Genomic DNA, 26,709 nt, shown 5'->3' on the forward strand with positions numbered 1-26,709 from the left:
CTCTTTTTCTCCGCTTTCGACCGAGAGGATCGAACCGTCAATAAGGCGACAACACACTGCCCCACCAACTCCTTCTGGCTTCGATGAACTGAAGCGTAACCGCTGCCGAAAACTGTATAACTCATTGTTTATCAAGGAGTTTTCCGTTTCGACTGCGCCGGAAGTGGGGCGAATTATAGGCTTTCAGAATCTGCCGTCAACATCAATTTTCACATTTCTGTCATATAAGTCCAAAAAGCCCTAAAACACGAAGGCCGACCTCAAGAGGTCGGCCTTCTGCCCTTCTACTTACAAGCTAGGGAATGCGAACTGCGAAGCTTCATGGCTCGCTCGTTGTGGCCAGCGCTGAGTAATAGCCTTGCGACGAGTGTAGAAACGCACGCCATCCGGACCATACGCATGCAGATCGCCGAACAGCGATCGCTTCCAGCCACCAAAGCTGTGATAAGCCACTGGCACCGGCAATGGCACGTTGACGCCGACCATGCCCACTTCGATCTCATCGCAGAACAACCGCGCCGCTTCCCCGTCACGCGTGAAGATACAGGTGCCATTGCCATACTCGTGATCGTTGATCAGTTGCATCGCCTCTTCCAGGCTGTTGACCCGGACGACGCACAGCACCGGCCCGAAGATCTCTTCTTTATAGATGCGCATTTCTGGCGTGACGTTATCGAACAGGCAACCGCCCAGGAAGAAACCTTCCTCATGACCGGCCACGCTCAGACCACGACCATCCACCACCAAGGTCGCACCTGCTGAAACACCGTCTTCTATATAGCCACTGACTTTATCGCGAGCCTGACCGGAAACCAGCGGCCCCATATCCAGGCCGCAGGTCGTACCCGCACCGATTTTTAGCGCTTTGACCTGCGGCACCAGTTTGGCCACCAACGCATCCGCCACCTGATCACCGACGCACACGGCTACCGAGATCGCCATGCAGCGCTCACCGCACGAACCGTACGCCGCGCCCATCAGTGCACTGACCGCGTTATCCAGATCCGCATCCGGCATCAATACCGCATGGTTCTTCGCGCCGCCCAACGCCTGGACGCGTTTGCCGCGCTTGGTACCTTCGGCGTAAATGTATTCGGCAATCGGCGTCGAACCGACAAAGCTCAGCGCTTTGACTTCCGGCGCTTCGATCAGAGCATCCACCGCAGCCTTGTCGCCATGCACCACACTCAGCACACCTTTCGGAAGACCGGCTTCCAACAACAGCTGAGCAATCAGCAACGTCGAGCTTGGATCACGCTCGGACGGCTTGAGAATAAAGCAGTTGCCGCAGACGATCGCCAGCGGATACATCCACAGCGGCACCATGGCCGGGAAGTTGAACGGGGTAATACCGGCCACCACGCCCAATGGCTGGAAATCCGACCAGGCATCAATGTTCGGACCGACGTTACGGCTGTATTCGCCCTTGAGAATTTCCGGTGCAGCACAGGCGAACTCGACGTTCTCGATCCCGCGCTTCAATTCACCGGCCGCATCTTCCAGGGTCTTGCCATGTTCTTCGCTGATCAACTGGGCGATGCGGGCTTCGTTCTGTTCCAACAGTTGCTTGAAGCGGAACATCACCTGAGCGCGCTTGGCCGGCGGAGTGTTACGCCAGGCCGGGAACGCAGCTTTTGCCGAGTCGATGGCTTTTTGAATGGTTTCACGACTGGCCAACGGCAGTTTGTGGATCGCTTGACCGGTGGACGGGTTGAACACGTCGGCCGTACGACCGTCGTCGGTCACCAGTTCGCCATTGATCAAATGCGGGATAAGGCTCATGCGGGGCTCCTGAAAAGTTGTCCACAGGCGCCTATGAAAGAGCGCCTGCTATATAGATGCCTGTTGTAGGAGCCAGGTTTGCTGGCGATAGCGGTCTCAAGGGTGCTTTCGCTGGCAAGCCAGCTCCTACGGGTATGTATGTCGAATCAGTCGATTTTGTTCAGCACTTCGCCGACCGCGTCGAACAGACGATCGAGGTCTTGCGGCTTGCTGTTGAAGGTTGGGCCGAACTGCAGGGTGTCGCCGCCGAAGCGCACGTAGAACCCGGCTTTCCACAAGGCCATGCCGGCTTCGAACGGACGCACGATCGCATCGCCGTCGCGAGGCGTGATCTGGATGGCACCGGCCAACCCGTAGTTACGAATGTCGACGACGTTTTTCGAGCCCTTCAGACCATGCAACGCATTTTCGAAATACGGCGCCACTTCCGCCACGCTTTGCACCAGGTTTTCCTTTTGCAGCAGGTCCAGTGCCGCAAGGCCGGCAGCACAAGCCACCGGGTGCGCGGAATAGGTGTAGCCGTGCGGGAATTCCACCGCGTATTCCGGCGTCGCCTGATTCATGAAGGTCTGGTAGATCTCGGAGCTGGCGATCACCGCGCCCATCGGGATCGCGCCGTTGGTAACTTGCTTGGCGATGCACATCAGGTCAGGAGTCACACCGAAGCTGTCGGCGCCGAACATCGAACCGGTACGGCCGAAACCGGTGATCACTTCGTCGAACACCAGCAGGATGTTGTGCTGATCGCAGATCTCGCGCAGACGCTTGAGGTAACCCTGCGGCGGAACCAGCACGCCAGCGGAACCGGCCAGTGGCTCGACAAACACTGCTGCGATGTTTGACGCGTCGTGCAACTCGATCAACTTCAGCAGTTCATCCGCCAGGGCAATACCGCCCTGCTCCGGCATGCCACGGGAATATGCATTACTTGCCAGCAAAGTGTGCGGCAGATGATCGACGTCCATCATCGCCTGGCCGAACAGTTTGCGGTTGCCGTTCACGCCGCCGAGGCTGGTGCCGGCGATGTTCACGCCGTGATAACCACGAGCACGACCGATCATTTTGGTTTTGGTGGCCTGGCCTTTCAGGCGCCAGTAAGCACGCACCATTTTCACCGCCGTGTCGGCACACTCGGAACCCGAGTCGGTGAAGAACACATGATTCAGATTGCCCGGCGTCAGGTCGGTGATTTTCTCGGCCAACTGGAACGACAGCGGGTGGCCGTACTGGAAGCCCGGCGAGTAATCGAGGGTGCCTAATTGCTTGGCCACCGCTTCCTGGATTTCCTTTCGGGTGTGTCCGGCACCACAGGTCCACAGACCCGAGAGCGAATCGTAGACTTTGCGGCCCTTGTCGTCTGTCAGCCAACTGCCCTCGGCAGCCACGATCAGTCGCGGGTCGCGCTGGAAATTACGGTTCGCGGTATAGGGCATCCAGTGAGCATCGAGCTTGAGCTGGCTGGCCAGGGAAGTCGGGGCGTTTTCAGGCACGTTCATGGGCAAAACCTCGCAAGGCAATAAGCGGCGTGGAGATGAAAAGCGTTCTTGCAGCTAAATTGCCACGAGGATAAAGTCGGTGAAATCCAACTTTTCTAACCTTCAGTCAGCCAGCTACTAAACTTTGAGTAAACAAAGCATGAGCAGCCGTCGCCCCGATCCGCTGGCGCAAGTCAGTGACTTTGATATTCGCTTGTTGCGGATTTTTCGCAGCGTCGTGGAATGCGGCGGTTTCTCCGCGGCGGAATCTGTGCTCGGCATCGGTCGCTCGGCGATCAGCCAACAGATGAGCGATCTGGAGCAACGCCTCGGCCTGCGTCTGTGCCAACGCGGTCGCGCCGGTTTTTCCCTGACCGAAGAAGGTCGCGAGGTCTACCAATCAGCGCTGCAGCTGTTAAGTGCGCTGGAAAGTTTCCGCACCGAGGTCAACGGCCTCCACCAACATTTGCGCGGTGAGTTGACCATCGGCCTGACCGACAATCTGGTCACCCTGCCCCACATGCGCATCACCCACGCCCTGGCGCAGTTGAAGGAGCGTGGCCCGGACGTACAGATCCAGATCCGCATGATCGCGCCCAATGAAGTCGAACAAGGTGTGCTCGACGGTCGCTTACATGTCGGCGTGGTGCCACAGGCCAGTGCGCTATCGGGCCTGGAATATCAACCGCTCTACAGCGAACGCTCATTGCTGTATTGCGCGGTCGGCCATCCACTGTTTTATGTCGACGACAAACAACTGGACGATGAACGCCTCAACAGCCAGGACGCCATCGCCCCGACCTTCCGTTTGCCTGCCGAGATTCAGGCCCACTATCAGGCGCTCAACTGCACAGCCAGTGCGTCGGATCGCGAAGGTATGGCCTTTCTGATTCTGACCGGACGCTACATCGGTTACCTGCCGGATCACTACGCCAGCCTTTGGGTGCAGCAGGGCCGCTTGCGCGCACTGAAACCCAAGGCACGTTTTTATGACCTGAGTCTGGCATCGGTCACCCGCAAGGGCCGTCGTCCCCATTTGGTGCTGGAGAGTTTTCTGGAGAGCCTGGCGGCGACGCATTGAGAACTTGTGGGAGCGGGCTTGCTCGCGAAGGCGGTGTGTCAGTTGCATAAATATCGACTGACATACCGACTTCGCGAGCAAGCCCGCTCCCACAGGGATTTATGGTGTTCAGGTTTTATCGCAACAGGACTTGTCTGAGACCTGCGGGTGCGCTATCAACGCATCTGGTTGCACCCATCTACCTGTTCGGAAGTGCCTATGACCTTTGAAGTCCCAGCCCACGGCGGCAAACCCGCCAGCCGCATTCGTCAGAAGAACGAAGAGACCATCATCAAAGCCGCCGAAGATGAGTTCGCCCGTCACGGGTTCAAAGGCACCAGCATGAACACCATTGCGCAGAATGCCGGGTTGCCCAAAGCGAATCTGCATTACTACTTCACCAACAAACTCGGTTTGTATGTGGCGGTGCTGAGCAACATCCTTGAATTGTGGGACAGCACCTTCAATACCCTGACTGTCGAGGATGATCCCGCAGAAGCATTGACGCGATACATCCGCGCAAAAATGGAATTCTCCCGGCGCCAACCGCAGGCTTCGCGGGTCTTCGCCATGGAGGTCATCAGCGGCGGCGAATGCCTGAGCGCGCATTTCAACCAGGACTATCGCATCTGGTTTCAGGGCCGGGCCGCAGTGTTTCAGGCGTGGATCGACGCCGGCAAGATGGACCCGGTCGACCCGGTGCACCTGATCTTCCTGCTGTGGGGCAGCACCCAGCATTACGCCGATTTTGCCACTCAGATCTGCCGTGTCACCGGGCGCACCAAGTTGACCAAGCAAGACATGGAAGACGCCGGCAACAACCTGATCCGCATCATCCTCAAAGGCTGCGGCCTGACGCCGGCTATCTAAGACACCTATGCCTTTTACCCTCAGCGGTTTTTGCGAATACCGCGAAGAGATTCGCAAAAGCCGCTTCATCACCCTCGCCGGACCCATCACTAGCGCAGCTGATGCCCAAGCGTTCATCGAGCAGCACAGTGATTTGAACGCCTCACACAATTGCTGGGCCTGGAAACTTGGCGATCAATATCGCAGCAACGATGACGGCGAACCCGGCGGCACCGCTGGCCGGCCGATTCTGGCAGCGATCGAAGCGCAGGATTGCGATCAGGTCGCGGTGCTGGTGATCCGCTGGTATGGCGGCATTCAACTGGGCACCGGCGGCCTCGCCCGTGCCTATGGCGGCGGTGCCAACAAATGCCTGCAAGGGGCGCCGAAGGTCGAGCTGATCAGCCGGGTGCCGGTCAGTTGCGCCTGTGCATTTGGCGAGTTGGCGTTGGTGAAACTTCGGGTAGTGGAGTTGGGTGGTTTGGTGGTGGAAGAAACCTTCACGGCCAATGGCGTGGAACTGCAATTGGCGATTGGCGAGGGGCAGATAGACACCTTGCAGATGCAGTTGGCGGATTTGAGTCGCGGACGCATTTTGTTGCGGCGATAAAAGATCCAAAGATCGCAGCCGGTAGCTCCTACGCGGCTGTCGGTGCTGCGATCTTTTGGGGCAGCCCGGTTTTCTTTACTCTCGATACTTGCCCACATCTGCTGTGCACCCGGCTGTGGATAACCTGAGCACATTCCCCTGTAACCCTTCTGTCATGCGGCTTTGCGAGCTTTGCTCATTTTTCATCCAACACGCTGGTGACGACGTTTATTCCACATAAAAACAATCAGTTAGAGCGGTTTATCGCCGTTAGAAGAAAGCCCCTCAGTGCTTATGCCCGTGCGCTCGGCTTGCGCACAGATCCTGTGGAACAACCTGTGGATAACCCGTTCATGGCTGGCGCAGCCCCCTGTCTGATATAGCTTGCAGGCTACTGCTCGTTTTTTGATCAATTCAGCGCGCGCAAAACCGGAGCCTGATCAAAAAGCGTGCCCTTAAGTGGTGCCTGATTCGGAATTGATATGACGAGGCACCATGCACAACCCTTTGCCAGCAAGGCTTTGACTATTTCCTGACTCAATGGCCAGGAAATTGCTTTATCCACAGGCATAACTTCTGTCGACTCCGAGCCTGTCATGTCCAACCCCGTACCGATCCCCGATCAAATACCCCGCCTGCAATTGCACAGAATCAGCAAACGTTACCCCGGTTGCCTGGCCAACGATGCCATCGACTTGAGCATTGCGCCCGGTGAAATCCACGCCCTGCTCGGCGAAAACGGTGCGGGCAAAAGTACTCTGATGAAGATCATCTACGGCGTCACTCACGCCGACTCAGGGGAACTGATCTGGCAGGGCCAGCGCGTGACCATGCGCAACCCGGCCCAGGCTCGCGGCCTCGGGATTGGCATGGTGTTCCAGCATTTCTCGCTGTTCGAAACCCTGAGCGTGGCGCAGAACATCGCGTTGGCAATGGGCGCTGCGGCGGGTACGCCGAAGCAGCTTGAGCCAAAAATTCGTGAAGTGTCCCAACGCTATGGCATGGCCCTGGAACCGGAGCGACTTGTCCACAGCCTGTCCATTGGCGAGCGTCAACGGGTGGAAATCATTCGCTGCCTGATGCAAGACATTCGCCTGCTGATTCTCGATGAGCCGACGTCGGTACTGACTCCGCAAGAGGCCGACGAATTGTTCGTCACTTTGCGCCGACTGGCGGCCGAGGGCTGCAGCATTCTGTTTATCAGCCACAAGCTCGGTGAAGTGCGCGCGTTGTGCCACAGCGCCACGGTGTTGCGCGGCGGGCGAGTGGCCGGGCATTGCGTGCCGGCCGAGTGTTCGGACCGGCAACTGGCGCAGTTGATGGTCGGTGAAGCCGCTGAGCTGATTACCGATTATCCGAAGGTCATGGGCGCTGATGTTTTTTTGAACGTGACGCGATTGTCCTGGCACAACCCGGACCCGTTCGGCTGCTCGTTGAAGGACATTGACCTGGAGGTGCGCAGCGGCGAAATCGTGGGGGTCGCCGGAGTGGCCGGCAATGGTCAGGATGAGGTGCTGGCCTTGCTCAGCGGTGAGGAACGGCTACCGAGAAATGACGGCTCGACGATCAGTTTCGGCGGGCAACCGGTCGCGCATCTGCAGCCGGATGCCCGACGCAAGCTAGGCCTGGCGTTCGTCCCCGCCGAGCGCCTGGGCCATGGCGCGGTCCCGGAGCTGAGCCTGGCAGATAACGCTTTGCTCACTGCATTTCAACAGGGCCTGGTCAGCAACGGGCTGATCCAGCGCGGCAAGGTCGAAGTGCTGGCCCAAGAAATCATCCACCGCTTCGGGGTCAAGACACCTGACACTCAAGCGCCGGCCCGCAGCCTGTCCGGCGGCAACTTACAGAAATTTATCCTCGGTCGGGAAATCCTTCAGCAGCCTAAATTGCTGGTGGCCGCGCACCCGACCTGGGGCGTGGACGTTGGCGCAGCCGCGACCATTCACCGGGCATTGATTGCCTTGCGCGACGCCGGTGCGGCGATTCTGGTGATCTCCGAAGACCTGGACGAATTGTTCCAGATCAGCGACCGACTCGGCGCCTTGTGTGGCGGTCGGCTGTCGCCCTTGCAGGCCACCGTCGACACCCATCTGAGTGACGTCGGCGGCTGGATGGCCGGCCAGTTCGACACCCCTCAATCACCTGCCCCCGTAACGCTTTAACGGAGTTTCACATGCTGCTTTCTCTCGAACCCCGTGGCCAGCAATCGCGGCTGATGCTGTGGTGCTCGCCTTTGCTGGCGGCCGTGTTGACGCTGGGCTGTGGCTCATTGCTGTTTATCGCGCTGGGCCACGATCCGTTGCTGACTTTGCACACTTTGCTGATTGCACCGATCAGCGACTTGTATGGCGTCTCCGAATTGTTGGTCAAAGCGCTGCCGATTCTGCTTTGCGCATTGGGCCTGGCGGTGGCGTATCAGGCACGGATCTGGAACATCGGCGCCGAAGGTCAGTTGCTGCTCGGCGCCTTGGCCGGCAGCGCGTTGGCGGTGAACATCATTGGTCTGCAAAGCCGCTGGGCGCTGGTGTTGATCCTGCTCACTGGCACCTTGGCCGGTGCCGCGTGGGCCGGGCTGACGGCGTGGTTGCGTACGCGCTTCAACGCCAATGAAATCCTCACCAGCATCATGCTCAATTACATCGCCCTGAACTTGCTGCTGTTCTGCGTCCACGGGCCTTTGAAGGACCCGGCGGGCTTCAACTTTCCAGAGTCGGCGATGTTCGGCGATGCCAGTCGTTTGCCGCTGTTGATGGAGGACGGTCGGGTGCACGCCGGGGTCTATTTCGCCCTGCTCGCACTGGTGGCGGTGTGGGTGTTGCTGCAGAAAAGCTTTGTCGGCTTCCAGATCAAAGTGCTCGGGCTGGACAAGCGCGCCGCCGGTTTCGTCGGCTTTCGCGAGAAGCGCCTGATCTGGCTGGCGCTGTTGATCAGCGGCGGATTGGCGGGGCTGGCCGGCGTGTGCGAAGTCACCGGGCCGATCGGTCAATTGGTGCCGCAAGTCTCGCCGGGTTACGGCTATGCGGCGATCACCGTGGCGTTTCTCGGGCGGCTGAACCCCATCGGCATTCTGTTTTCCAGCCTGTTGATGGCGCTGCTGTACATCGGCGGCGAGAGCGCGCAAATGAGCATGAACCTGCCGCAAGCGATCACTCAACTTTTCCAAGGGATGATGCTGTTTTTCCTGTTGGCCAGTGACGTGCTTATTCTCTACCGACCGCGTTTGAACCTGCGCTGGGCTCGCCGTGCACCAACCACCGCCGTACACGCAGGAGCCTTGTGATGGATATCGATCTGCTGAGCAATATTTTCTATGCCATGGTTCGTTGCGGTACGCCGTTGTTGCTGGTGGCGCTGGGCGAGCTGATTTGCGAGAAGAGCGGCGTCCTCAATCTGGGCCAGGAAGGCATGATGCTGTTTGGGGCGGTGATCGGTTTCATCGTCGCGCTGAACAGCGGCAACCTCTGGCTTGGTGTGTTGCTGGCGATGCTCGCCGGAATGCTGTTGTCGTCGCTGTTTGCCCTGGTGGCATTGGTGTTCAACGCCAATCAGGTGGCGACCGGGTTGGCGTTGACGATCTTCGGCGTGGGCCTGTCGACTTTTGTCGGCGCAGCGTGGGTTGGCAAACCGCTGGCGGGTTTCGAACCGGTGGCGATTCCGTTTTTGAGTGAAATCCCACTGATCGGGCGGATGCTGTTTGCGCAGGACTTGCTGGTGTACCTGTCGTTCGCGCTGTTCACGTTAGTGGCTTGGGTGATTCTGAAAAGTCGCGTCGGGTTGATTATTCAGGCGGTCGGCGAAAACCCGGATGCCGCCAGTGCCATGGGCCTGCCGGTGTTGCGCGTACGCACGCTGGCAGTGCTGTTTGGCGGGGCGATGGCAGGGTTGGCCGGGGCTTATTTGTCCTTGGCGTACACGCCGATGTGGGCGGAAAACATGAGCGCCGGTCGCGGCTGGATTGCCCTGGCGCTGGTGGTGTTTGCCAGTTGGCGAGTGTGGCGATTGCTGCTCGGGGCGTATCTGTTCGGTCTCGCCAGCATCCTGCATTTGGTGGCGCAGGGGTTGGGGCTGGCGATACCGTCGAGCCTGCTGGCGATGCTGCCGTATGTCGCGACCATTGTGGTGTTGGTGCTGTTGTCCCGGGATGCCGTGCGCACACGGTTGTATGCGCCGGTGTCGTTGGGGCATCCGTGGCAGGCCGGGCATTAGGGTTGGCCATCAGGGCCTCTTTGCGGGCAAGCCTCGCTCCTACAGGATTTGTGCCTGTCGCGGGATCGGGTGCGGCGCAAAACCCGTAGGAGCGAGGCTTGCCCGCGAAGGCGCCCGAACAGGCAACACCTGAACAACGCCCCACGCCAATTCAAAGGCCAAAAAAACAACCAGCAATGAACTGGCGCCGTGGAGCAAGGCGTACAGCTGCCAAGCCGAAAACAGAAACCGCCCCACCGCGTCATACCGCCCAAACACCTGCTGCGGATCACGAATCCGCAGCACCGCCCAGACGCACACAATCGAACCCAACAGATTCGCCATCAGCATGTGCATCGGCTCGAACGGCGGTAGCTCGCCAGGCAAATTGAAAGTCTGGCTCAGGCTCGACAACACACCATGCAACGCCGCAAAACTCCACGGCGTCACAAAAGCAGCGGTCACGATCAGGTCGTACCACGCACTGCCACGCACCACTTGACGATATTGCGTTGAAGTCCACATCCGTCTTGCTCCATCAATTCAGGGAACAACAAGGCTAAAGCCTGGAGTATGCTCCAGGGTCAAGCCCTCTCGAGACATCAAGCTGCGCATCGGTGAATTAGCCCAGGCCAGCGCCGTCAGCCGCGACACATTGCGCTTTTACGAGCAGCGCGGATTGATCGCCGCGCAACGCAGCGCCAATGGTTATCGCGACTATCCGGCGGAGAGGGTGCAACTGGTGCTGTACATCAAGACCGCTCAGCGACTGGGCTTTACCCTTGGCGAGATCGGCAGCAGCGTCGCCGCGCTGTGGCAGGCGCCCGACCCGGCCAATGCCGTTACCCAACTGCTACAAGACAAATTGAACCTGATCGAGACTCGTATAGCCGAACTCGATGTCTTGCGTCAGGAACTGCAACATCGGCTCAGCCAGCGTTGTCCTTTAAATCCGTGATTCTCATCCATCAAGGAAGCCATTCATGTCTACGGCAAAAACCGCACTCATCATCGGTGCCTCCCGAGGCTTGGGCCTCGGCCTGGTGAAAACCCTGCTGGCCGACGGTTGGCAAGTCACCGCCACCGTGCGCAACCCACAGGGCGCCGAAGCCTTACAAGCGTTGGGCAAGGTGCGAGTCGAAAAACTCGACATGGACGATCAGCAAGCGGTCATTGCCCTTAGCCAACAACTCAAGGATGAAGTCTTCGACTTGTTGTTCGTGAATGCCGGGGTCAAAGGCCCGGAAGTCCAGACGCCGGGCGGCGCGACCTTGGCCGAGGTGGGTCAGCTGTTCTTCACCAATGCCGTGGCTCCGATCAACCTGGCCCAGCGTTTCGTCGGGCAAATTCGCGATGGCAGCGGCGTGCTGGCCTTCATGAGTTCGGTGCTGGGCAGCGTGACCATGCCCGACGCGCCGGAACTGGCGTTGTACAAGGCCAGCAAAGCGGCGCTGAACTCCATGACCAACAGCTTCGTCACGCAATTGGGCGAACAGAAACTCACCGTGCTGTCGCTGCATCCAGGCTGGGTGAAGACTGATATGGGCGGTGAAGGCGCGGACATCGATGTGGAAACCAGCACGCGCGGGTTGATCGATCAGGTGAACGCGTATGCCGGCAAGGGCGGGCATCATTTTGTGAATTACCGGGGTGAGACCATTCCCTGGTAATCCCCCCGGATCCGTAGGAGCGAGCTTGCTCGCGAAGATGGCGGCACAGTCAACATTGATGTTGCCTGACATACCGCTTTCGTCGGAACGCCGCCCGGAGCAAGCTCGCTCCTACAGGGGTTTTGCATTGTCTGGTCGGGCTGGGCTTGCCCGCGAAGCTTTTTTGTTCGAAACTCCGCACCTCGCCCCCGCGGCGACCCTGGATCAGCAGACAGGGCAACACTGAGCTGGCAACCCTGAACCCAACTTTCAGAGGAGCCGGCCACCATGCCTGCGACCCGTACCTGGTTACAAAATCCCCTCGCCATTTTCACGGCCAACGCGCTCGATGCCCGTGGCGGTCTGGTGCTGCAAGACGGTTTGATCGTCGAAGTGCTCAGCGCCGGCCAGCAACCGTCCGCGCCCTGTGACCACGTTTTCGATGCGCGTGAACACGTGATCCTGCCAGGGCTGATCAACACCCATCACCACTTCTATCAAACCCTGACCCGTGCCTGGGCGCCGGTGGTTAATCAGCCGTTGTTCCCGTGGTTGAAAACCCTCTATCCGGTCTGGGCTCGCCTCACCCCTGAAAAACTTGCCCTCGCCACCAAAGTCGCGTTGGCCGAGTTGCTGCTGTCCGGTTGCACCACCGCGGCCGATCACCATTACCTGTTTCCGGAAGGCCTGGAAAACGCGATTGATGTGCAGGTCGAGAGTGTTCGCGAACTGGGCATGCGCGCCATGCTCACTCGCGGTTCCATGAGTCTCGGAGAAAAAGACGGCGGCCTGCCACCGCAGCAAACCGTCCAGGAAGGCGAAGTGATTCTCGAAGACAGCCAACGCTTGATTGCCGCATACCACGAGCGCGGCGATGGTGCGCAAATCCAGATCGCCCTGGCACCGTGCTCGCCGTTTTCGGTGACCCCGCAAATCATGTCCGCCAGCGCCGAACTGGCGAACACCCTCGATGTACGCCTGCACACGCACCTGGCGGAAACCCTCGACGAAGAAGATTTCTGCCTGCAACGTTTCGGCCTGCGCACCGTCGATTATCTGGACAGCGTCGGCTGGCTCGGGCCACGTACCTGGCTGGCCCACGGCATTCATTTCAACCCCGACGAAATCGCTCGTCTCGGCGCGGCCGGCACGGGTATTTGCCATTGCCCGAGTTCGAACATGCGCCTGGCCTCCGGCATCTGCCCGACGCTGGACCTGACCGCTGCGGGTGCGCTGCTGGGTCTGGGTGTGGACGGTTCGGCGTCCAACGATGCGTCGAACATGATCCTCGAAACCCGTCAGGCGCTGTACATCCAGCGACTGCGTTATGGCGCGGAAAAAATTACGCCGGAATTGGTACTGGGCTGGGCGACCAAGGGCTCGGCGAGTTTGCTCGGGCGCAGCGATATCGGTGAATTGGCGGTGGGCAAGCAGGCGGATCTGGCGCTGTTCAAGCTGGATGAGCTGCGCTTCTCCGGCAGCCATGATCCGGTGTCGGCGCTGCTGCTGTGCGGCGCGGATCGGGCGGACCGGGTGATGGTCGGCGGCAAATGGCGGGTGATCGATGGGCAAGTTGAAGGGCTGGATCTGCAAGGGTTGATTGCCGATCACAGCCAGGCGGCTCGACAGTTGATCGCAGGCACCTGATACAACATCAATCCAATGTGGGAGGCGCCCGCACCAGTGGATGGCGTGAGTTGGTGAAGGCGCACCGGGATGGTTCTGTGTGGTCGTCAGGGCCTCCTCGCGGGCAAGCCTCGCTCCTACGGGATTTGTGCCTGTCGTGGGATTGGATGCGGCGCAAACCTGTAGGAGCGAGGCTTGCCCGCGAAGGCCGTTACGCGGTTTCTGTATTTTGTTGTCCTGTTGGTCAGCAATTTGCATTGCCCTTGTCCATCTCACAACAAAATGGAGTTCCCGTTCATGCATAAACGTCCGTTGAAGCAGCTACTTTGCGCTGTCGCCGCAGCCATCGGTCTGAGCGCCAGCCTGACCGCCAGTGCTGCCGACCCGCTGAAAGTCGGCTTCGTCTATATCGGCCCGATCGGAGACCACGGCTGGACGTATCAGCATGAACAGGGACGCAAGGCGCTGGCTGAGAAGTTCGGCGAGCAGATCACCACCAACTATGTGGAGAACGTCGCCGAGGGCGCCGACGCCGAGCGGGTGATCCGCAACATGGCCAAGGACAAGTACGACCTGATTTTCACCACATCCTTTGGCTACATGAACCCGACCCTGAAAGTCGCCAAGCAATTTCCCAAAGTGACCTTCGAACACGCCACTGGCTACAAGCAGGACAAGAACCTTGGCACTTACCTGGCGCGTACTTATGAAGGCCGCTACGTCGGCGGTTTCCTTGCGGCGAAGATGACCAAGACCAAAAAAGTCGGCTATGTCGCTTCCTTCCCGATTCCGGAAGTGATCCGCGACATCAACGCCATCCAACTGGCCCTGAACAAGTACAACCCCGGCACCGAGATCAAAGTGGTGTGGGTCAATTCCTGGTTCGACCCGGGCAAGGAAGCTGACGCCGCCAACGCGCTGATCGATCAGGGCGTGGATGTGGTGTTCCAGCACACCGACAGCCCGGCGCCGATCCAGGCGGCCGAGCGGCGTGGCGTGTATGCGGTCGGTTATGCATCGGACATGGCGCACTTCGGGCCGAAAGCGGTGCTGACGTCTATCGTCAACGACTGGGGGCCGCATTACATTCAGGCGACCCAAAGCGTGCTCGACCACACGTGGAAATCCCAGGATTACTGGGGTGGTCTGAAGGAAGGCACGGTTGAGCTGCCGATCAGCGACCTGGTGCCGGCTGCAGTGAAAACCGAAGCGCAGCAGATCATTGCTGACATCAAGAGCGGTGCATTGCATCCGTTCACCGGGCCGATCAAGGACCAGGCTGGCGTGGAGAAAATCCCGGCGGGCGCGATTGCAACCAATGCACAACTGGCGTCGATGAACTACTACGTCGAAGGCATGAAGGCCGAGATACCGAAGTGACTTCACATCCCCCCCTGTAGGAGCTGGCTTGCCAGCGAAGAGGCCATCACCTTCAACATCGGTGTCGGAAATGAAACCGCCTTCGCTGGCAAGCCAGCTCCTACAAAAGCTCATTTCGCAGGATCGCAAATATGAACAGCCTTCCCATCATCGACATCAGCCCGCTCTACAGCGCTGATCAAAACGCCTGGCAATCGATCGCCACACAAATCGACCTCGCCTGCCGCGAATGGGGCTTTTTCTATATCAAGGGCCACCCGATCGCCCCGTCACGTATCGACGCTGTGCTGAAGCATGCCCAACGTTTCTTCGCCTTGCCCACTGCCGAAAAACTCAAGATCGACATCACCCAAACCCGCCATCACCGCGGCTATGGTGCAATCGCCACCGAGCAACTCGACCCGAGCAAACCCAGCGACCTGAAAGAAACCTTCGACATGGGCCTGCACCTGCCAGCCGATCATCCCGAGGTTATTGCGCAAAAACCGTTGCGCGGTCCCAACCGTCATCCGTCAATGCCCGGTTGGGAATCGCTGATGGAGCAACACTACGTCGACATGCAGGCGCTCGCTCAAACCCTGTTGCGGGCCATGACCCTGGCGCTGGGCATTGAGCGCGATTTCTTCGATACTCGCTTCAAGGAGCCGGTCAGCGTGCTGCGGATGATTCATTACCCGCCGCGCCACACCGCCAGCACCGAAGATCAGCAAGGTGCCGGCGCTCACACCGATTATGGCTGCATCACCCTGCTCTATCAGGATGCCGCCGGCGGACTGCAAGTGCGCAACGTGCGGGGCGAATGGATCGATGCGCCGCCCATCGAGGGCACGTTCGTGGTCAATCTCGGCGACATGATGGCGCGCTGGAGCAACGACCGTTACCTGTCGACGCCACACCGGGTGATCAGCCCGTTGGGGGTGGATCGGTACTCGATGCCGTTCTTTGCCGAACCGCACCCCGACACCGCCATTGAATGCCTGCCCGGTTGCCAGGACGAACGACATCCGGCGAAGTATCCGGCCACCACCTGCGCCGAATTCCTGCTGTCGCGCTTCGCCGATACCTACGCCTATCGACGGGAACAGGAAGCCGTGGAATGAACCGGCTGGTCAGGTTTTGCTAATTGTTTCTGCGGGCATCTGTAGAATGCCCTCATTGCACCTGATGAGATTTCAAAAATGTACGACTGGCTGAACGCTCTGCCCAAGGCAGAATTGCACTTGCACCTGGAAGGTTCGCTGGAGCCTGAGCTGCTGTTCGCCCTGGCCGAACGCAACAAAATCGCCCTGCCGTGGAGCGACGTTGAAACCCTGCGCAAGGCTTACGCCTTCAATAACCTGCAAGAGTTTCTCGACCTGTATTACCAGGGCGCCGATGTATTGCGTACCTCTCAGGATTTCTACGACCTGACCTGGGCCTACCTGTTGCGCTGCAAGGCGCAGAACGTGATTCACACCGAACCGTTCTTCGACCCGCAAACCCATACCGACCGTGGCATCCCGTTCGAAGTAGTGCTCAACGGCATCGCCGCCGCACTGAAGGATGGCGAGCAGCAACTGGGGATCACCAGCGGGTTGATCCTCAGTTTCCTGCGCCACCTGAGTGAAGACGAAGCGCAGAAAACCCTCGACCAGGCGCTGCCGTTCCGCGATGCGTTTGTCGCCGTGGGCCTGGACAGTTCGGAGATGGGCCATCCGCCGAGCAAGTTCCAGCGGGTGTTCGATCGTGCGCGCAGCGAAGGCTTCCTGACCGTGGCCCACGCCGGTGAAGAAGGCCCGCCCGAGTACATCTGGGAAGCCCTCGACCTGCTGAAAATCCAGCGTATCGACCATGGTGTGCGCGCCATCGAAGACGAGCGCTTGATGCAGCGGATCATCGACGAGCAGATCCCGTTGACCGTGTGCCCGTTGTCGAACACCAAACTCTGCGTGTTCGATCACATGTCCCAGCACAACATCCTCGACATGCTCGAACGCGGTGTGAAGGTTACGGTGAACTCCGATGACCCGGCCTACTTCGGCGGGTATGTCACCGAGAACTTCCACGCGCTGTATACCGATCTGGGCATGACCCAGGATCAGGCCAAGCGCTTGGCGCAGAACAGCCTGGATGCGCGGTTGGTGAAGCCTTAAAGTCAAAAGATCCCACAGCAAAAATCACCACACAACCCATGTGGGAGCGGGCTTGCTCGCGAAGGCGGCGTGTCAGTCAACGATGATGTCGACTGGCATACCGCTTTCGCGAGCAAGCCCGCTCCCACATTTAATCGGCGTTTACCTGACGATCACCGGCTCACTCAACTCCTCCAACGTCTTGCCCCGGGTCTCCATCCCGAACATCCACACCACTCCCGCCGCAATCGCAAAACACATCGCCCCCAGCGCAAACACCCCGCCCTGCCCGGTCATCGGGAACACCAGCCCGGTCACCAATGGCCCGAGCAACGACCCCACGCGGCCGATGGCCGAAGCGAACCCCGAACCCGTGGCGCGTGCCGACGTCGGGTACAACTCAGGGGTGTAGGTGTAGAGCACCGCCCACATGCCGAACAGAAAGAACTGCATCAGCAGCCCAGACACGATCAATAGGCTGACGTTGCCGCCAAACACCGCGCTCTGGCCATAAAGAAACGCCATGACCCCGCCGCCGAGCAACGTCACGACACACACCGGCTTACGACCCCAACGCTCCACCAGCCAGGCAGCCATGAGGAAACCGGGAATCCCGCCGAGGGAAATCAGCACCGTGTAGTACACCGATTGAGTCACGGCGAAACCCGATTGTTGCAGCAGCGCACTGAGCCAGGACGTCAGGCCATAGAAACCCAGCAAGGCGAAGAACCACACGCTCCAGATCATCATCGTGCGCTGGCGATACTGTGGCGACCAGATCTCCCGTAGCGCAGAGAAGAAAGTGCCCGGTTGACTCGCCACCCGGGGCAGACGAATCGGTTCAGGCAAATCCGCACGACCCAGTGAAGCCCGAACCCGGTCTTCGATGCCACACAAGACCTTATCCGCCGCGTCATAATGCCCGGCCTGCTCCAGCCAGCGCGGTGATTCGGGGATGAAAAAACGAATCGCCAGGACGAACACCGCCGGCACCGCCAACACCAGAAAGATGTCGCGCCAGCCAATCACCGGCAACAGGAAGTACGAGAGCACCCCGGCCGCGACGAAACCGAGCGGCCAAAAACCATCCATCAATGCGATGTAACGACCACGTCGCTTTGCCGGAATCAGCTCCGACAGCATCGACTGGGCAATCGGAAATTCCATGCCCATGCCGATCCCCAACAGGATTCGGAATAGCGTCAGCGTTTCGACGTTCTGCGCCGTGGAACACAGATAGCTGGCGATGCCCCACAACACAATGCTCCACTGAAACACCGGTTTGCGTCCGAAGCGGTCGGCCAGCATGCCGGACAGCGATGCGCCCACGACCATGCCGAAGAAACTCGAACTGGCCAGCAACCCGGCCTGCGCCGTGCTCAGGCCGAACTCGGTTTTGATCGAGCCGAGCAGGAAGGTCATCATCGCCAAGTCCATGGAGTCGAAGAAAAACGCCAAGGCAATGATGATGAAAATGATGCGGTGATAACCGCTGACGGGCAGCCGTTCCAGTCGTTCTGCCGCGCTGAAGCTTCGTGTTTCCATGCCACATTCCCCCAATCCGAAAATCCCCGGATCGAGTGTGCGCGATAGTGGCTGGGGGTTATTGCTGGATGCGACCTGTCCACAGCTCTGAACGACGCCTGAAACCCAAGATCCCGGACGTCGCACCTCAAGGGCTCTAAAGCGCCATTTCCAGCTCGGTTTCTTTGGCAAAACGATGGATTTCCCGTTGCCCCGCGGCGGTGATCTGCAACGCTCGCGAATCGTTGGGCAGGCTCAACCAGCCGGATTGCATGAACAGCTGCAACAACGCCGCGCCCAATGAACCGCCCATGTGCGGGCGTCTTTCGCTCCAGTCCGGGCAAGCGCAGGCGACTCTGCTGTTGCGATGAGCCAGCGCCTGGATGAACACACCGCGCGTTGCCAATTGTGTGGCGCCTTTGTGAGTGATCATGACCCGCTGATCGAATTGCTCGATCCAGCCCGCATCCAGCAGACGCTGGTAGAGGTCGGCGGCCAGGGTACCGCCCAGATGGTCGTCGCAGAGCCTGGCTCGCAGCAATGACGAAGGCGCCGCCTGAGGTTTGGCGACAGGGCTCATGCGTTTGAAAACCTCTGGAATGTCCCGAGGCGTGCTGGCCAGGGTCGCGCTGGCCAGTGCCTCTATCGCGGCGCCGACTTCGGGCGCGGCAAGCCGGAAAAACCGTTTGCGTCCACGGGTTTCGACTTTCAACAGACCTCCGGCGGACAAACGCCCTAAATGCGCACTGGCCGAAGACGGCGACAGGCCGGCCAGCAATGCCAGCTCTTCGGTTTGCCGCGCCGAGCCGTCCATCAAGGCCCACATCATTGCGCTGCGCTTTGGGTCAGCCAGCAATGTGGCGATCTGGCTGATGCAAGGTGCATGTTCCATGTATTCACTCCCTGTTGAATCGTTTCGTCTTACTGCTCAGAGACATCTTGACCAGTAACGTGTCGTCGGCCAAGACGCGAAAGCCGCCATAAACCGGCCAAAGCCCGGCCATTGCTTCGCGGGTGCAAAGAAGGTCCGGTGATGACCATCGGGTCTGACCGAATCGAACCTGATCTCGCCATTGCGAGGTCGACGGTGCGTACATGAGGCGGGCGCTAGTATAAGCGGGTTAACCGCCGGTTCCTGCCCTCGGGGATCCATTGATGGTGATAGTTCCTGACAGAAATTTCGCTATTTACCTGCGACTAATGATCGACATCCGATTTCGTCGGAAATTGACTGCTTATGCGAGCGCATCGGCTGGCAAGCATTTCCCGCAAAAGGTTCACCGGCTTACTCAATTGTGCGCGATGGGCGCACAACAAATTCAGCGGTGCGCGCTCGCAGAGCAACTCCGGCATCGAACAACTGCAAGTCATCGAAACGCAGCATCGTCAGCCCGATTATCAAAAAAAATTGAAAGAGACTGCTCTTTAGCGGGTTTTATCTTGTCGGGAAATAACCAATCATCTGTCCCATCGAAATCACTACGTTCCGGAGTCGAACATGTCCCAGCCCTTTACTGCTATTGCCACCCTCATTGCTAAAGCCGGCCAGCAGGACGCCCTCGAACAGCATCTGCGTGCGCTGCTGGAGCCGACCCGCGCCGAAGCCGGTTGCAGTCAATACGACCTGCATCAAGACCTCGCCAATCCCCTGGCCTTTTACATGATCGAACACTGGAGCAGTGACGAGGCCCTGCAAGCCCATGACGCCAGCGCCCACATTCAGAACTTTCGCGCCAAGGCCGGCGGCTTCCTCGAACACTTCGATCTCAAGCGCCTGCGCACCGTGGCTTGATTCCTTCTTCCATCACTTTCAGGAGCCCCCACATGAAAGCCATTGCCTACTACGCCTCCCTGCCCATCAGCGACGAAAAGTCCCTGCAAGACATCGAATTGCCAGAACCGGTCGCCGGGCCGCGCGACCTGTTGGTGGAAGTCAAAGCCATCTCGGTCAACCCGGTAGACACCAAGGTTCGCCAGAACGTCCAGCCTGAAAGTGGCGCGGCAAAGGTGCTGGGCTGGGATGTGGCCGGTGTGGTCAAGGCTGTCGGCAGCGAAGTGACCTTGTTCAAGGCTGGCGACAAGGTGTTCTACGCCGGCTCCATCGCCCGTGCCGGCGGCAATAGCGAGTTGCATGTGGTGGATGAGCGAATCGTCGGTCATATGCCGAAAACCCTCGGTTTCGCCGAAGCCGCCGCCCTGCCGCTGACCGCCATCACCGCATGGGAATTGCTGTTCGAACGCCTGCAAGTGCGCGAAGGCAAAACCGATGAGAGCCAGAATTTGCTGATCGTCGGTGCCGCTGGCGGTGTGGGTTCGATCCTCACGCAACTGGCCAGCCAGCTCACCGGACTGAAGGTCATTGGCACCGCTTCCCGCCCTCAAACCCAGAGCTGGGTGCGTGACTTGGGTGCTGATCTGGTGATCGACCACAACAAGCCGCTGAGCGAAGAACTCAAACGTGCCGGGATCGAGCAGGTGACCCACGTCGCCAGCCTGACCCAGACCGATCAACACCTGGATCAATTGGTGGAGGCGTTGGCACCGCAAGGCAAACTGGCGCTGATCGATGATCCGAAAACGCTGGACGTGACCAAACTCAAGCGCAAGAGCCTGTCGCTGCACTGGGAGTTCATGTACACCCGCTCGCTGTTCGAAACCGCAGACATGATCGAGCAGCACAAACTGCTCAACCGGGTCGCCGGGCTGATCGATGCGGGCACGCTGAAAACCACGGTCGGCGAGCACTTCGGGATTATCAACGCGGCCAACCTGCGTCGTGCCCATGAGCTGTTGGAGAGCGGTAAGTCCAAGGGCAAGATTGTGCTGGAAGGGTTCTGAGCTGAAGATCAAAAGATCGCTGCCTTTGTAGGTTCCGCGATCTTTTGCCGTCAGTCAGAGAATTGACCGTTGTCACAATTGCGATCGTATTCGGGTCTACAATCGAAAACTCTGCAAACAATCACTTACGTGATGTCTTTTACGAGACGTCTTTTACGCGAGGAACTCAGCAATGAAGATCCTGATAAAAGAAGTGGCTACATCCCGCTGGCAGGTCCGCCTGGATCAACACGCTGTGACGTTCCGCAGTGAGGCCGAAGCCCTGGCCTTTACTAAAACGCTTGAAGCGCGCTTGCACGCGCCCCATCAGATTCCCGACCGTCAGCATCGCGCTGCTGGCTGAGTCCGTCCTCAGGACTGGGCTTGCGTCAGCACCCGGACATTTTGCAAACGTCGGGTGAGCGTCGCCGCGCTCACCACCAGAATCCCGCACAGGCTGATGACCATGGCCATCGGCATGGCGCTGCCATCATGCAAAACACCCACCAATGCTGCGGCCCCGGCGGCGACGCTGAACTGCAGGCAACCAAGCATCGCCGAGGCACTGCCCGCCCGGGCGCCTTGCCCGTTCATGGCGCAGGCCGAGGCGTTGGGCACAATGCAACCCAAGCTGGCGATGCAGAGGAAAAGCGGCATCAGCAACGGCCACAACTGCGCGGTGTGCAACGCGCTGACCGCCAACAGGGCCAGACCGCCCGCCAGATAGAACCAGACGGTACGCGCCAGTAAAAAGGCCGGGCCGCGCTTGGCCAGCATCCGGGCATTCACCTGGGCCACCAGAATGAAACCCGCCGCGTTAATACCGAACAGCCAGCCGAAATGCTCGGCCGGCACGCCATAGAGCTTGATGAAGACGAACGGTGAACCGGCGATGTAGGCAAACATCCCGGCGATGGCGACACCACCGGTCAGGGCATGGCCGAGGAAGAGCGGGTCCGCCAGTAACCGACCGTACTGACGCAACGCGCCCGACAACGGTTGGCGCGGCACATGGGCCGGCAGACTTTCCGGCAACCCAAGGGCCACGGCCAACCCTGCCAGTGCACTGAAACCGGTCAGCACGAGAAAGATCGATTGCCAGCCCGTCGTGTTGACCAGCAACCCACCCAGCATCGGCGCAAGAATCGGTGCCAGGCCCATCACCAGCATCAGTTGCGAAAAGACTTTCGCCGAACCCACCGCATCGCATTTATCGCTGACCACCGCCCGCGCGATCACCATGCCTGCGCAACCGCCCAGCGCCTGGACGAAACGTGCGCCGATCAGCCACTCCAGACTCGGCGCGTAAGCACAGGCCAATGACGCGGCAGTGAACAAACCGACGCCGGCCAGCAAGGGAATCCGTCGTCCAAAGCGATCCGCCACCGGGCCATACGCCAGTTGGCCAATGGACAAGCCAAGGAAGTAGACCGCCAGGGTCAGTTGAACGTGTTTTTCGTCGGTGCCGAAAGCGAGCGCCATCACCGGGAATGCCGGCAGATAGAAATCGATCGCCAGCGGACCGAAAGCGCTCAAGGCGCCGAGAATCAGGATTGTGCGAAGGTTCATCAGGCGTCCAGGTTGGGCATGCAGATTGGCCATGGATCGGGCAGGCCGATAGTCTAGCCGGGCGTGGACGCCTTGAACATTCCGTTAGGTCGCTAACTATTAAAAAGTTTTAGACCTGTTTTACGCCGTAGCCCTCTTCGCTGATGGCGGCGATCACCTGATCGGCCGTCAGCGCACTTTCAACCCCGACTTCTTTGGCGGCCAGATCAATACGCACATTGGCCGCGGGATCCTTGGCTTGCAGCGCCTGAGTGATGGCCTTGACACAATGACCGCAGGACATGCCTTCAACGTTGAACACTTGCATGGGACGTCTCCTTAATGGGGCCCTTCAATAGGGTTGAGGGCAGTCTCGAGCTTGCCACCATGGCAAGGTCAAGTTCTCAGGCAAGCTGCCGGGCTGGCAATCGACATCGTGGTCGGCCAAGCTGCGCCCATCTATGACTCGACATCAGGAGATTCAGCCATGCGCTGGTCAGCTCTTAGCCTGTTTGGCTTCCTCAGCCTATTTGCCGCGACACCTTCGGTTCAAGCCGCCGGGGAGGACTACGGCGTGCTGATCATTTCCCGCGAGCGCCTGGAAGTGTCGACTCCCTGCGAAATCGGGGTGTACATCCAGGATCAGCTATCGGCGCGACTGTTCCAGGAACAGAGCACCTCGTTCAACCTGCCGCCGGGCAATGTGGCCCTGCGCCTCAAACTGCTGCCGGGCCAGGTGCCGGGTTGCAACCCGGGCATGCTCGCGCCGGGTTCGCAGAACATCACGCTCAAAGCCGGGGATGTGTTGAAGTTCCGGATTGCGATGACGCAGGAAGGGATGTACCTCAAGCCAGCCGCCCTCGAATACTGATCACCACCTACCCTGTAGGAGCGAGGCTTGCCCGCGAAGGGTCCATCACATTCAACATCGATGCTTGCTGTTATGGCCTCTTCGCGGGCAAGCCTCGCTCCTACAAAATGCAGAGTCGCGCTCTGCAGGCCCGTGACGATTTGCAGAGTCGCGCTCTGCATGGGCCTGCGACGATTTGCAGAGTGGCGCTTGACCTTGCCCGCATGGCAAGGTTGATCCTGTAGGCAATTTCTACAGGGAGCGTGACCGATGTCCGAATCCACCACTTTCGATCTGCCGATTGCCGGCATGACCTGCGCCAGTTGCGCGGGGCGTGTCGAACGTGCCTTGAGCAAAGTCATCGGCGCCACGGCCGTCAGCGTCAACCTGGCCACCGAACAGGCCCGGGTTCAAGCGCCCAGCGACAGCCTGCCGGCCTTGATGGAAGCGGTGCAGCAGGCCGGTTACAGCGTGCCGCAGCAGAGCCGGGAATTGAGCATCGACGGCATGACCTGCGCGTCCTGTGTCGGCCGCGTCGAACGGGCGCTGGCTAAGGTGCCGGGGGTCAAAAGCGTCAGCGTCAACCTGGCCAACGAACGCGCGCACCTCGAACTGCTCGGTCAAATCGATCCGCAAATCTTGATCAGCGCCGTGACCAAGGCCGGTTACTCCGCCAGCGTCTGGGAAGTCGAACACCCGCATATCGACAGTCAACAACAACGATTGCACCGCGAACGCTGGGCTTTGCTGGCGGCCATCGCCCTTGCCTTGCCGCTGGTGCTGCCGATGGTGCTGCAACCTTTCGGCGTGCACTGGATGCTCCCGGCGTGGGTGCAGTTCGCATTGGCGACGCCGGTGCAGTTCATCTTCGGCGCGCGCTTCTATGTCGCTGCGTGGAAAGCCGTGCGCGCTGGTGCCGGCAACATGGATTTGCTGGTAGCCCTGGGCACCAGCGCTGGCTATGGCTTGAGCGTTTACGAGTGGACCACCGCCGCCGGCCGCCTGCCGCACCTGTATTTCGAAGCCTCGGCGGTGGTGATCGCTCTGGTGCTGCTGGGCAAATACCTGGAAAGCCGCGCCAAGCGCCAGACCGCCAGCGCCATCCGCGCCCTCGAAGCCTTGCGTCCAGAGCGAGCCATTCAGGTGATCGATGGCCGTGAGCAAGACGTTGCGATCAGCGCTTTGCGCCTCAACGATCTGGTCATGGTCAAACCCGGCGAGCGCTTCCCGGTGGATGGCGAAGTAGTGGAAGGCCAGAGCCACGCCGATGAAGCACTGATCAGCGGCGAAAGCCTGCCGGTACCAAAACAGCCGGGCGACAAGGTCACCGGCGGCGCCATCAATGGCGAAGGTCGGTTGTTGGTTCGGACCTTGGCGCTTGGCGCAGAAACCGTGCTGGCGCGGATCATCCGCCTGGTCGAAGACGCGCAGGCGGCGAAAGCGCCGATCCAGAAACTGGTGGATAAAGTCAGCCAGGTGTTCGTGCCGGCGGTGCTGCTGATCGCGCTGGCGACCTTGATCGGTTGGTGGCTGTACGGCGCGCCACTGGAAACCGCGTTGATCAACGCCGTCGCAGTGCTGGTGATCGCCTGCCCTTGCGCACTCGGGCTGGCCACGCCGACGGCAATCATGGCCGGCACCGGTGTGGCGGCGCATTACGGGATTTTGATCAAGGATGCCGAAGCTTTGGAGCGCGCTCATGAAGTCAGCGCCGTGGTGTTCGACAAGACCGGCACGCTGACGTCGGGTACGCCGCGCATCGCGCATTTGAGTGCCATCGAAAGTGACGAAGCTGCTCTGCTGCAAATGGCCGGTGCGCTACAGCGCGGTAGCGAGCACCCGCTGGCCAAGGCTGTGCTGGATGCCTGCGCCGAGCGCGGCTTGACCGTGGCTGATGTCAGCGACAGTCAATCGCTGACCGGGCGCGGCATTGCCGGCAATCTCGATGGTCGACGGTTGGCCTTGGGTAATCGGCGTCTGCTGGAAGAGAGCGGACTGAGCACCGGACCATTGGCTGATTCCGCAACTGCTTGGGAAACCGAGGGCCGGACCCTGTCCTGGCTGATCGAACAAAGCCCCGAACCTCGGGTACTCGGCCTGTTCGCCTTCGGTGACACGCTCAAACCCGGTGCCTTGCAAGCGGTGCAACAGCTGAATGCACGGAACATCAGCAGCCATCTGCTGACCGGCGATAACCGCGGCAGCGCCAAAGTAGTTGCCGAAACGCTGGGCATCAGTGACGTTCACGCCGAAGTACTGCCGGCGGACAAAGCCGCCACCGTCGCCGCACTGAAAAAAACCGGCGTGGTGGCGATGGTCGGCGATGGCATCAACGACGCGCCGGCCCTTGCCGCGGCAGACATCGGCATCGCCATGGGTGGCGGCACCGACGTCGCCATGCACGCCGCCGGGATCACCCTGATGCGCGGCGATCCACGGCTGGTGCCGGCGGCGCTGGAAATCAGCCGCAAGACCTACGCGAAGATTCGCCAAAACCTGTTCTGGGCCTTCGTCTATAACCTGATCGGCCTGCCACTGGCGGCGTTCGGCTTCCTCAACCCGGTGCTGGCCGGCGCGGCCATGGCGCTGTCGAGCGTCAGCGTGGTGAGCAATGCGTTACTGTTGAAAACCTGGAAACCCAAAGACCTGGAGGACAACCGATGAACATTGGCCAAGCGGCCCGCCACAGTGGTCTGAGCGCGAAGATGATTCGTTACTACGAATCCATCGGCCTGCTCAAAGCCGCGCATCGCACCGACAGTGGCTACCGGGTCTATGGCGACGACGATCTGCACACTCTGGCGTTCATCAAGCGCTCCCGGGATCTGGGCTTTTCACTGGAAGAAGTCGGCAAACTGCTGACCCTCTGGCAGGACCGCCAGCGAGCCAGTGCCGATGTGAAGGCGCTGGCCCGTCAGCACATCGACGAGCTGAACCAGAAGATTCGCGAACTCGGTCAACTGCGCGACACCCTGCAAGACCTGGTGGAACATTGCCAAGGCGACCATCGCCCGGATTGCCCGATCCTCAAGGAGCTGGCGTCGGGCTGCTGCGCGGAACCGGCTCGGGCCTGACACATTGCGTGTTGGATGTTCCGACGTCATCGCGGGCAGGCCCAATACTTGTAGGAGCGAGCTTGCTCGCGAAACGGCGTGTCAGGCAACACTAATGTCGACTGACACTCCCTCTTCGCGAGCAAGCTCGCTCCTACAGGTTCTGAATCCATAACCCACAAAAAACCCGGCCGAAGCCGGGTTTTGGGTC

General features: G+C 59.8%; 25 protein-coding genes and 1 pseudogene. 18 read left to right on the forward strand and 8 right to left on the reverse strand.

Going from position 1 to position 26,709, the window contains the following annotated elements; genetic code table 11:
- Nucleotides 1-288: 288 nt before the first annotated feature.
- Entirely contained in the window at nt 289-1,782 is a 1,494-nt protein-coding gene (locus MEB48_RS26765; RefSeq protein WP_237886778.1) for a CoA-acylating methylmalonate-semialdehyde dehydrogenase, read from the reverse strand.
- A 146-nt stretch (nt 1,783-1,928) separates the two neighbouring features.
- On the reverse strand, nt 1,929-3,278 hold the full coding sequence (locus tag MEB48_RS26770; RefSeq protein ID WP_237886779.1) for an aspartate aminotransferase family protein: 1,350 nt from the start codon (nt 3,276-3,278) through the stop codon (nt 1,929-1,931).
- A gap of 139 nt (nt 3,279-3,417) precedes the next feature.
- Here MEB48_RS26770 and MEB48_RS26775 point away from each other — a divergent pair, with 139 nt between their 5' ends.
- The 6 genes from MEB48_RS26775 to MEB48_RS26800 all read left to right on the forward strand — a co-directional run bounded on the left by MEB48_RS26775 (nt 3,418) and on the right by MEB48_RS26800 (nt 9,961).
- Entirely contained in the window at nt 3,418-4,338 is a 921-nt protein-coding gene (locus tag MEB48_RS26775; RefSeq protein WP_237886780.1) for a LysR family transcriptional regulator, read from the forward strand.
- Nucleotides 4,339-4,536: 198 nt separating this feature from the next.
- On the forward strand, nt 4,537-5,187 hold the full coding sequence (locus MEB48_RS26780; protein ID WP_038978834.1) for a TetR/AcrR family transcriptional regulator: 651 nt from the start codon (nt 4,537-4,539) through the stop codon (nt 5,185-5,187).
- Nucleotides 5,188-5,194: 7 nt separating this feature from the next.
- A complete protein-coding gene (locus MEB48_RS26785) occupies nt 5,195-5,776 on the forward strand; it encodes an IMPACT family protein (protein WP_237886781.1) in 582 nt (193 codons plus the stop codon).
- A 575-nt stretch (nt 5,777-6,351) separates the two neighbouring features.
- Nucleotides 6,352-7,917: an ABC transporter ATP-binding protein gene (locus MEB48_RS26790; RefSeq protein ID WP_237886782.1), complete on the forward strand. Its 1,566-nt coding sequence runs from the start codon at nt 6,352-6,354 to the stop codon at nt 7,915-7,917.
- A gap of 11 nt (nt 7,918-7,928) precedes the next feature.
- Nucleotides 7,929-9,035: an ABC transporter permease gene (locus tag MEB48_RS26795; RefSeq protein ID WP_237886783.1), complete on the forward strand. Its 1,107-nt coding sequence runs from the start codon at nt 7,929-7,931 to the stop codon at nt 9,033-9,035.
- Nucleotides 9,035-9,961, forward strand: coding sequence for an ABC transporter permease (locus tag MEB48_RS26800; RefSeq protein ID WP_237886784.1), 927 nt, complete (start codon nt 9,035-9,037; stop codon nt 9,959-9,961). Before MEB48_RS26795 ends, MEB48_RS26800 begins: the two co-directional genes overlap by 1 nt.
- Nucleotides 9,962-10,000: 39 nt before the next feature.
- Here the strand turns inward: MEB48_RS26800 and MEB48_RS26805 are convergent, their stop codons facing one another.
- Complete coding sequence (locus MEB48_RS26805; protein WP_237886785.1) at nt 10,001-10,465, reverse strand: hypothetical protein; 465 nt, start codon at nt 10,463-10,465, stop codon at nt 10,001-10,003.
- Nucleotides 10,466-10,547: 82 nt separating this feature from the next.
- Here MEB48_RS26805 and MEB48_RS26810 point away from each other — a divergent pair, with 82 nt between their 5' ends.
- The 6 genes from MEB48_RS26810 (at nt 10,548) to MEB48_RS26835 (ending at nt 16,727) form a co-directional block, all read left to right on the forward strand.
- The gene (locus MEB48_RS26810; protein ID WP_237886810.1) at nt 10,548-10,898 is read left to right on the forward strand and encodes a MerR family transcriptional regulator; all 351 of its coding nucleotides are present in this window, start codon (nt 10,548-10,550) and stop codon (nt 10,896-10,898) included.
- 25 nt (nt 10,899-10,923) lie between these two features.
- The gene (locus tag MEB48_RS26815) at nt 10,924-11,610 is read left to right on the forward strand and encodes an SDR family oxidoreductase (protein WP_237886786.1); all 687 of its coding nucleotides are present in this window, start codon (nt 10,924-10,926) and stop codon (nt 11,608-11,610) included.
- Nucleotides 11,611-11,877: 267 nt separating this feature from the next.
- On the forward strand, nt 11,878-13,236 hold the full coding sequence (locus MEB48_RS26820; protein ID WP_237886787.1) for an 8-oxoguanine deaminase: 1,359 nt from the start codon (nt 11,878-11,880) through the stop codon (nt 13,234-13,236).
- Nucleotides 13,237-13,512: 276 nt separating this feature from the next.
- Nucleotides 13,513-14,595 (forward strand): BMP family ABC transporter substrate-binding protein, encoded by a 1,083-nt coding sequence (locus MEB48_RS26825; protein WP_237886788.1) that lies wholly within the window; start codon nt 13,513-13,515, stop codon nt 14,593-14,595.
- A 131-nt stretch (nt 14,596-14,726) separates the two neighbouring features.
- The gene (locus tag MEB48_RS26830; RefSeq protein WP_237886789.1) at nt 14,727-15,695 is read left to right on the forward strand and encodes a 2-oxoglutarate and iron-dependent oxygenase domain-containing protein; all 969 of its coding nucleotides are present in this window, start codon (nt 14,727-14,729) and stop codon (nt 15,693-15,695) included.
- 78 nt (nt 15,696-15,773) lie between these two features.
- Nucleotides 15,774-16,727: an adenosine deaminase gene (locus MEB48_RS26835; protein ID WP_007907140.1), complete on the forward strand. Its 954-nt coding sequence runs from the start codon at nt 15,774-15,776 to the stop codon at nt 16,725-16,727.
- Nucleotides 16,728-16,868: 141 nt separating this feature from the next.
- On the opposite strand, the gene MEB48_RS26840 is transcribed toward MEB48_RS26835, so the two are convergent.
- The 3 genes and pseudogenes from MEB48_RS26840 to MEB48_RS26850 form a co-directional block, all read right to left on the reverse strand.
- A complete protein-coding gene (locus MEB48_RS26840; RefSeq protein WP_237886790.1) occupies nt 16,869-18,251 on the reverse strand; it encodes an MFS transporter in 1,383 nt (460 codons plus the stop codon).
- Between the two features lie 136 nt (nt 18,252-18,387).
- The gene (locus tag MEB48_RS26845; RefSeq protein WP_095052999.1) at nt 18,388-19,122 is read right to left on the reverse strand and encodes an ArsR/SmtB family transcription factor; all 735 of its coding nucleotides are present in this window, start codon (nt 19,120-19,122) and stop codon (nt 18,388-18,390) included.
- A 305-nt stretch (nt 19,123-19,427) separates the two neighbouring features.
- A pseudogene (locus MEB48_RS26850) lies at nt 19,428-19,583 on the reverse strand (LysR family transcriptional regulator); the annotation flags it as partial.
- 145 nt (nt 19,584-19,728) lie between these two features.
- Between MEB48_RS26850 and MEB48_RS26855 the strand changes: the two are divergent.
- From MEB48_RS26855 to MEB48_RS26865, 3 genes are all read left to right on the forward strand, one after another.
- A complete protein-coding gene (locus MEB48_RS26855; protein WP_237886791.1) occupies nt 19,729-20,022 on the forward strand; it encodes a putative quinol monooxygenase in 294 nt (97 codons plus the stop codon).
- A 32-nt stretch (nt 20,023-20,054) separates the two neighbouring features.
- Nucleotides 20,055-21,068 (forward strand): zinc-binding alcohol dehydrogenase family protein, encoded by a 1,014-nt coding sequence (locus tag MEB48_RS26860; RefSeq protein ID WP_237886792.1) that lies wholly within the window; start codon nt 20,055-20,057, stop codon nt 21,066-21,068.
- Between the two features lie 172 nt (nt 21,069-21,240).
- On the forward strand, nt 21,241-21,411 hold the full coding sequence (locus MEB48_RS26865) for a hypothetical protein (protein ID WP_007907130.1): 171 nt from the start codon (nt 21,241-21,243) through the stop codon (nt 21,409-21,411).
- 8 nt (nt 21,412-21,419) lie between these two features.
- Here the strand turns inward: MEB48_RS26865 and MEB48_RS26870 are convergent, their stop codons facing one another.
- Both MEB48_RS26870 and MEB48_RS26875 read right to left on the reverse strand, forming a co-directional pair.
- Entirely contained in the window at nt 21,420-22,616 is a 1,197-nt protein-coding gene (locus tag MEB48_RS26870; protein ID WP_237886793.1) for a multidrug effflux MFS transporter, read from the reverse strand.
- 109 nt (nt 22,617-22,725) lie between these two features.
- Nucleotides 22,726-22,923 (reverse strand): heavy-metal-associated domain-containing protein, encoded by a 198-nt coding sequence (locus MEB48_RS26875; RefSeq protein WP_237886794.1) that lies wholly within the window; start codon nt 22,921-22,923, stop codon nt 22,726-22,728.
- 159 nt (nt 22,924-23,082) lie between these two features.
- Between MEB48_RS26875 and MEB48_RS26880 the strand changes: the two genes are divergently transcribed.
- The 3 genes from MEB48_RS26880 to cueR all read left to right on the forward strand — a co-directional run bounded on the left by MEB48_RS26880 (nt 23,083) and on the right by cueR (nt 26,519).
- Nucleotides 23,083-23,466, forward strand: a complete 384-nt coding sequence (locus MEB48_RS26880; RefSeq protein WP_237886795.1) for a hypothetical protein — start codon at nt 23,083-23,085, stop codon at nt 23,464-23,466.
- A gap of 249 nt (nt 23,467-23,715) precedes the next feature.
- Entirely contained in the window at nt 23,716-26,109 is a 2,394-nt protein-coding gene (locus MEB48_RS26885) for a heavy metal translocating P-type ATPase (protein ID WP_237886796.1), read from the forward strand.
- Entirely contained in the window at nt 26,106-26,519 is a 414-nt protein-coding gene (gene cueR, locus MEB48_RS26890) for a Cu(I)-responsive transcriptional regulator (RefSeq protein ID WP_090175934.1), read from the forward strand. Before MEB48_RS26885 ends, cueR begins: the two co-directional genes overlap by 4 nt.
- Nucleotides 26,520-26,709 lie beyond the last annotated feature (190 nt).

This window comes from Pseudomonas sp. PGPR40, from assembly GCF_022014505.1.
In the GTDB taxonomy this organism is placed as follows: domain Bacteria; phylum Pseudomonadota; class Gammaproteobacteria; order Pseudomonadales; family Pseudomonadaceae; genus Aquipseudomonas.

What these genes read in the sequence shown, in the direction of transcription:
- MEB48_RS26765 (WP_237886778.1), bottom strand. Translation starts at nt 1,782, where the DNA reads ATGAGCCTTATCCCGCATTTGATCAATGGCGAACTGGTGACCGACGAC.
- MEB48_RS26770 (WP_237886779.1), bottom strand. Translation starts at nt 3,278, where the DNA reads ATGAACGTGCCTGAAAACGCCCCGACTTCCCTGGCCAGCCAGCTCAAG.
- MEB48_RS26775 (WP_237886780.1), top strand. Translation starts at nt 3,418, where the DNA reads ATGAGCAGCCGTCGCCCCGATCCGCTGGCGCAAGTCAGTGACTTTGAT.
- MEB48_RS26780 (WP_038978834.1), top strand. Translation starts at nt 4,537, where the DNA reads ATGACCTTTGAAGTCCCAGCCCACGGCGGCAAACCCGCCAGCCGCATT.
- MEB48_RS26785 (WP_237886781.1), top strand. Translation starts at nt 5,195, where the DNA reads ATGCCTTTTACCCTCAGCGGTTTTTGCGAATACCGCGAAGAGATTCGC.
- MEB48_RS26790 (WP_237886782.1), top strand. Translation starts at nt 6,352, where the DNA reads ATGTCCAACCCCGTACCGATCCCCGATCAAATACCCCGCCTGCAATTG.
- MEB48_RS26795 (WP_237886783.1), top strand. Translation starts at nt 7,929, where the DNA reads ATGCTGCTTTCTCTCGAACCCCGTGGCCAGCAATCGCGGCTGATGCTG.
- MEB48_RS26800 (WP_237886784.1), top strand. Translation starts at nt 9,035, where the DNA reads ATGGATATCGATCTGCTGAGCAATATTTTCTATGCCATGGTTCGTTGC.
- MEB48_RS26805 (WP_237886785.1), bottom strand. Translation starts at nt 10,465, where the DNA reads ATGTGGACTTCAACGCAATATCGTCAAGTGGTGCGTGGCAGTGCGTGG.
- MEB48_RS26815 (WP_237886786.1), top strand. Translation starts at nt 10,924, where the DNA reads ATGTCTACGGCAAAAACCGCACTCATCATCGGTGCCTCCCGAGGCTTG.
- MEB48_RS26820 (WP_237886787.1), top strand. Translation starts at nt 11,878, where the DNA reads ATGCCTGCGACCCGTACCTGGTTACAAAATCCCCTCGCCATTTTCACG.
- MEB48_RS26825 (WP_237886788.1), top strand. Translation starts at nt 13,513, where the DNA reads ATGCATAAACGTCCGTTGAAGCAGCTACTTTGCGCTGTCGCCGCAGCC.
- MEB48_RS26830 (WP_237886789.1), top strand. Translation starts at nt 14,727, where the DNA reads ATGAACAGCCTTCCCATCATCGACATCAGCCCGCTCTACAGCGCTGAT.
- MEB48_RS26835 (WP_007907140.1), top strand. Translation starts at nt 15,774, where the DNA reads ATGTACGACTGGCTGAACGCTCTGCCCAAGGCAGAATTGCACTTGCAC.
- MEB48_RS26840 (WP_237886790.1), bottom strand. Translation starts at nt 18,251, where the DNA reads ATGGAAACACGAAGCTTCAGCGCGGCAGAACGACTGGAACGGCTGCCC.
- MEB48_RS26845 (WP_095052999.1), bottom strand. Translation starts at nt 19,122, where the DNA reads ATGGAACATGCACCTTGCATCAGCCAGATCGCCACATTGCTGGCTGAC.
- MEB48_RS26855 (WP_237886791.1), top strand. Translation starts at nt 19,729, where the DNA reads ATGTCCCAGCCCTTTACTGCTATTGCCACCCTCATTGCTAAAGCCGGC.
- MEB48_RS26860 (WP_237886792.1), top strand. Translation starts at nt 20,055, where the DNA reads ATGAAAGCCATTGCCTACTACGCCTCCCTGCCCATCAGCGACGAAAAG.
- MEB48_RS26865 (WP_007907130.1), top strand. Translation starts at nt 21,241, where the DNA reads ATGAAGATCCTGATAAAAGAAGTGGCTACATCCCGCTGGCAGGTCCGC.
- MEB48_RS26870 (WP_237886793.1), bottom strand. Translation starts at nt 22,616, where the DNA reads ATGAACCTTCGCACAATCCTGATTCTCGGCGCCTTGAGCGCTTTCGGT.
- MEB48_RS26875 (WP_237886794.1), bottom strand. Translation starts at nt 22,923, where the DNA reads ATGCAAGTGTTCAACGTTGAAGGCATGTCCTGCGGTCATTGTGTCAAG.
- MEB48_RS26880 (WP_237886795.1), top strand. Translation starts at nt 23,083, where the DNA reads ATGCGCTGGTCAGCTCTTAGCCTGTTTGGCTTCCTCAGCCTATTTGCC.
- MEB48_RS26885 (WP_237886796.1), top strand. Translation starts at nt 23,716, where the DNA reads ATGTCCGAATCCACCACTTTCGATCTGCCGATTGCCGGCATGACCTGC.
- cueR (WP_090175934.1), top strand. Translation starts at nt 26,106, where the DNA reads ATGAACATTGGCCAAGCGGCCCGCCACAGTGGTCTGAGCGCGAAGATG.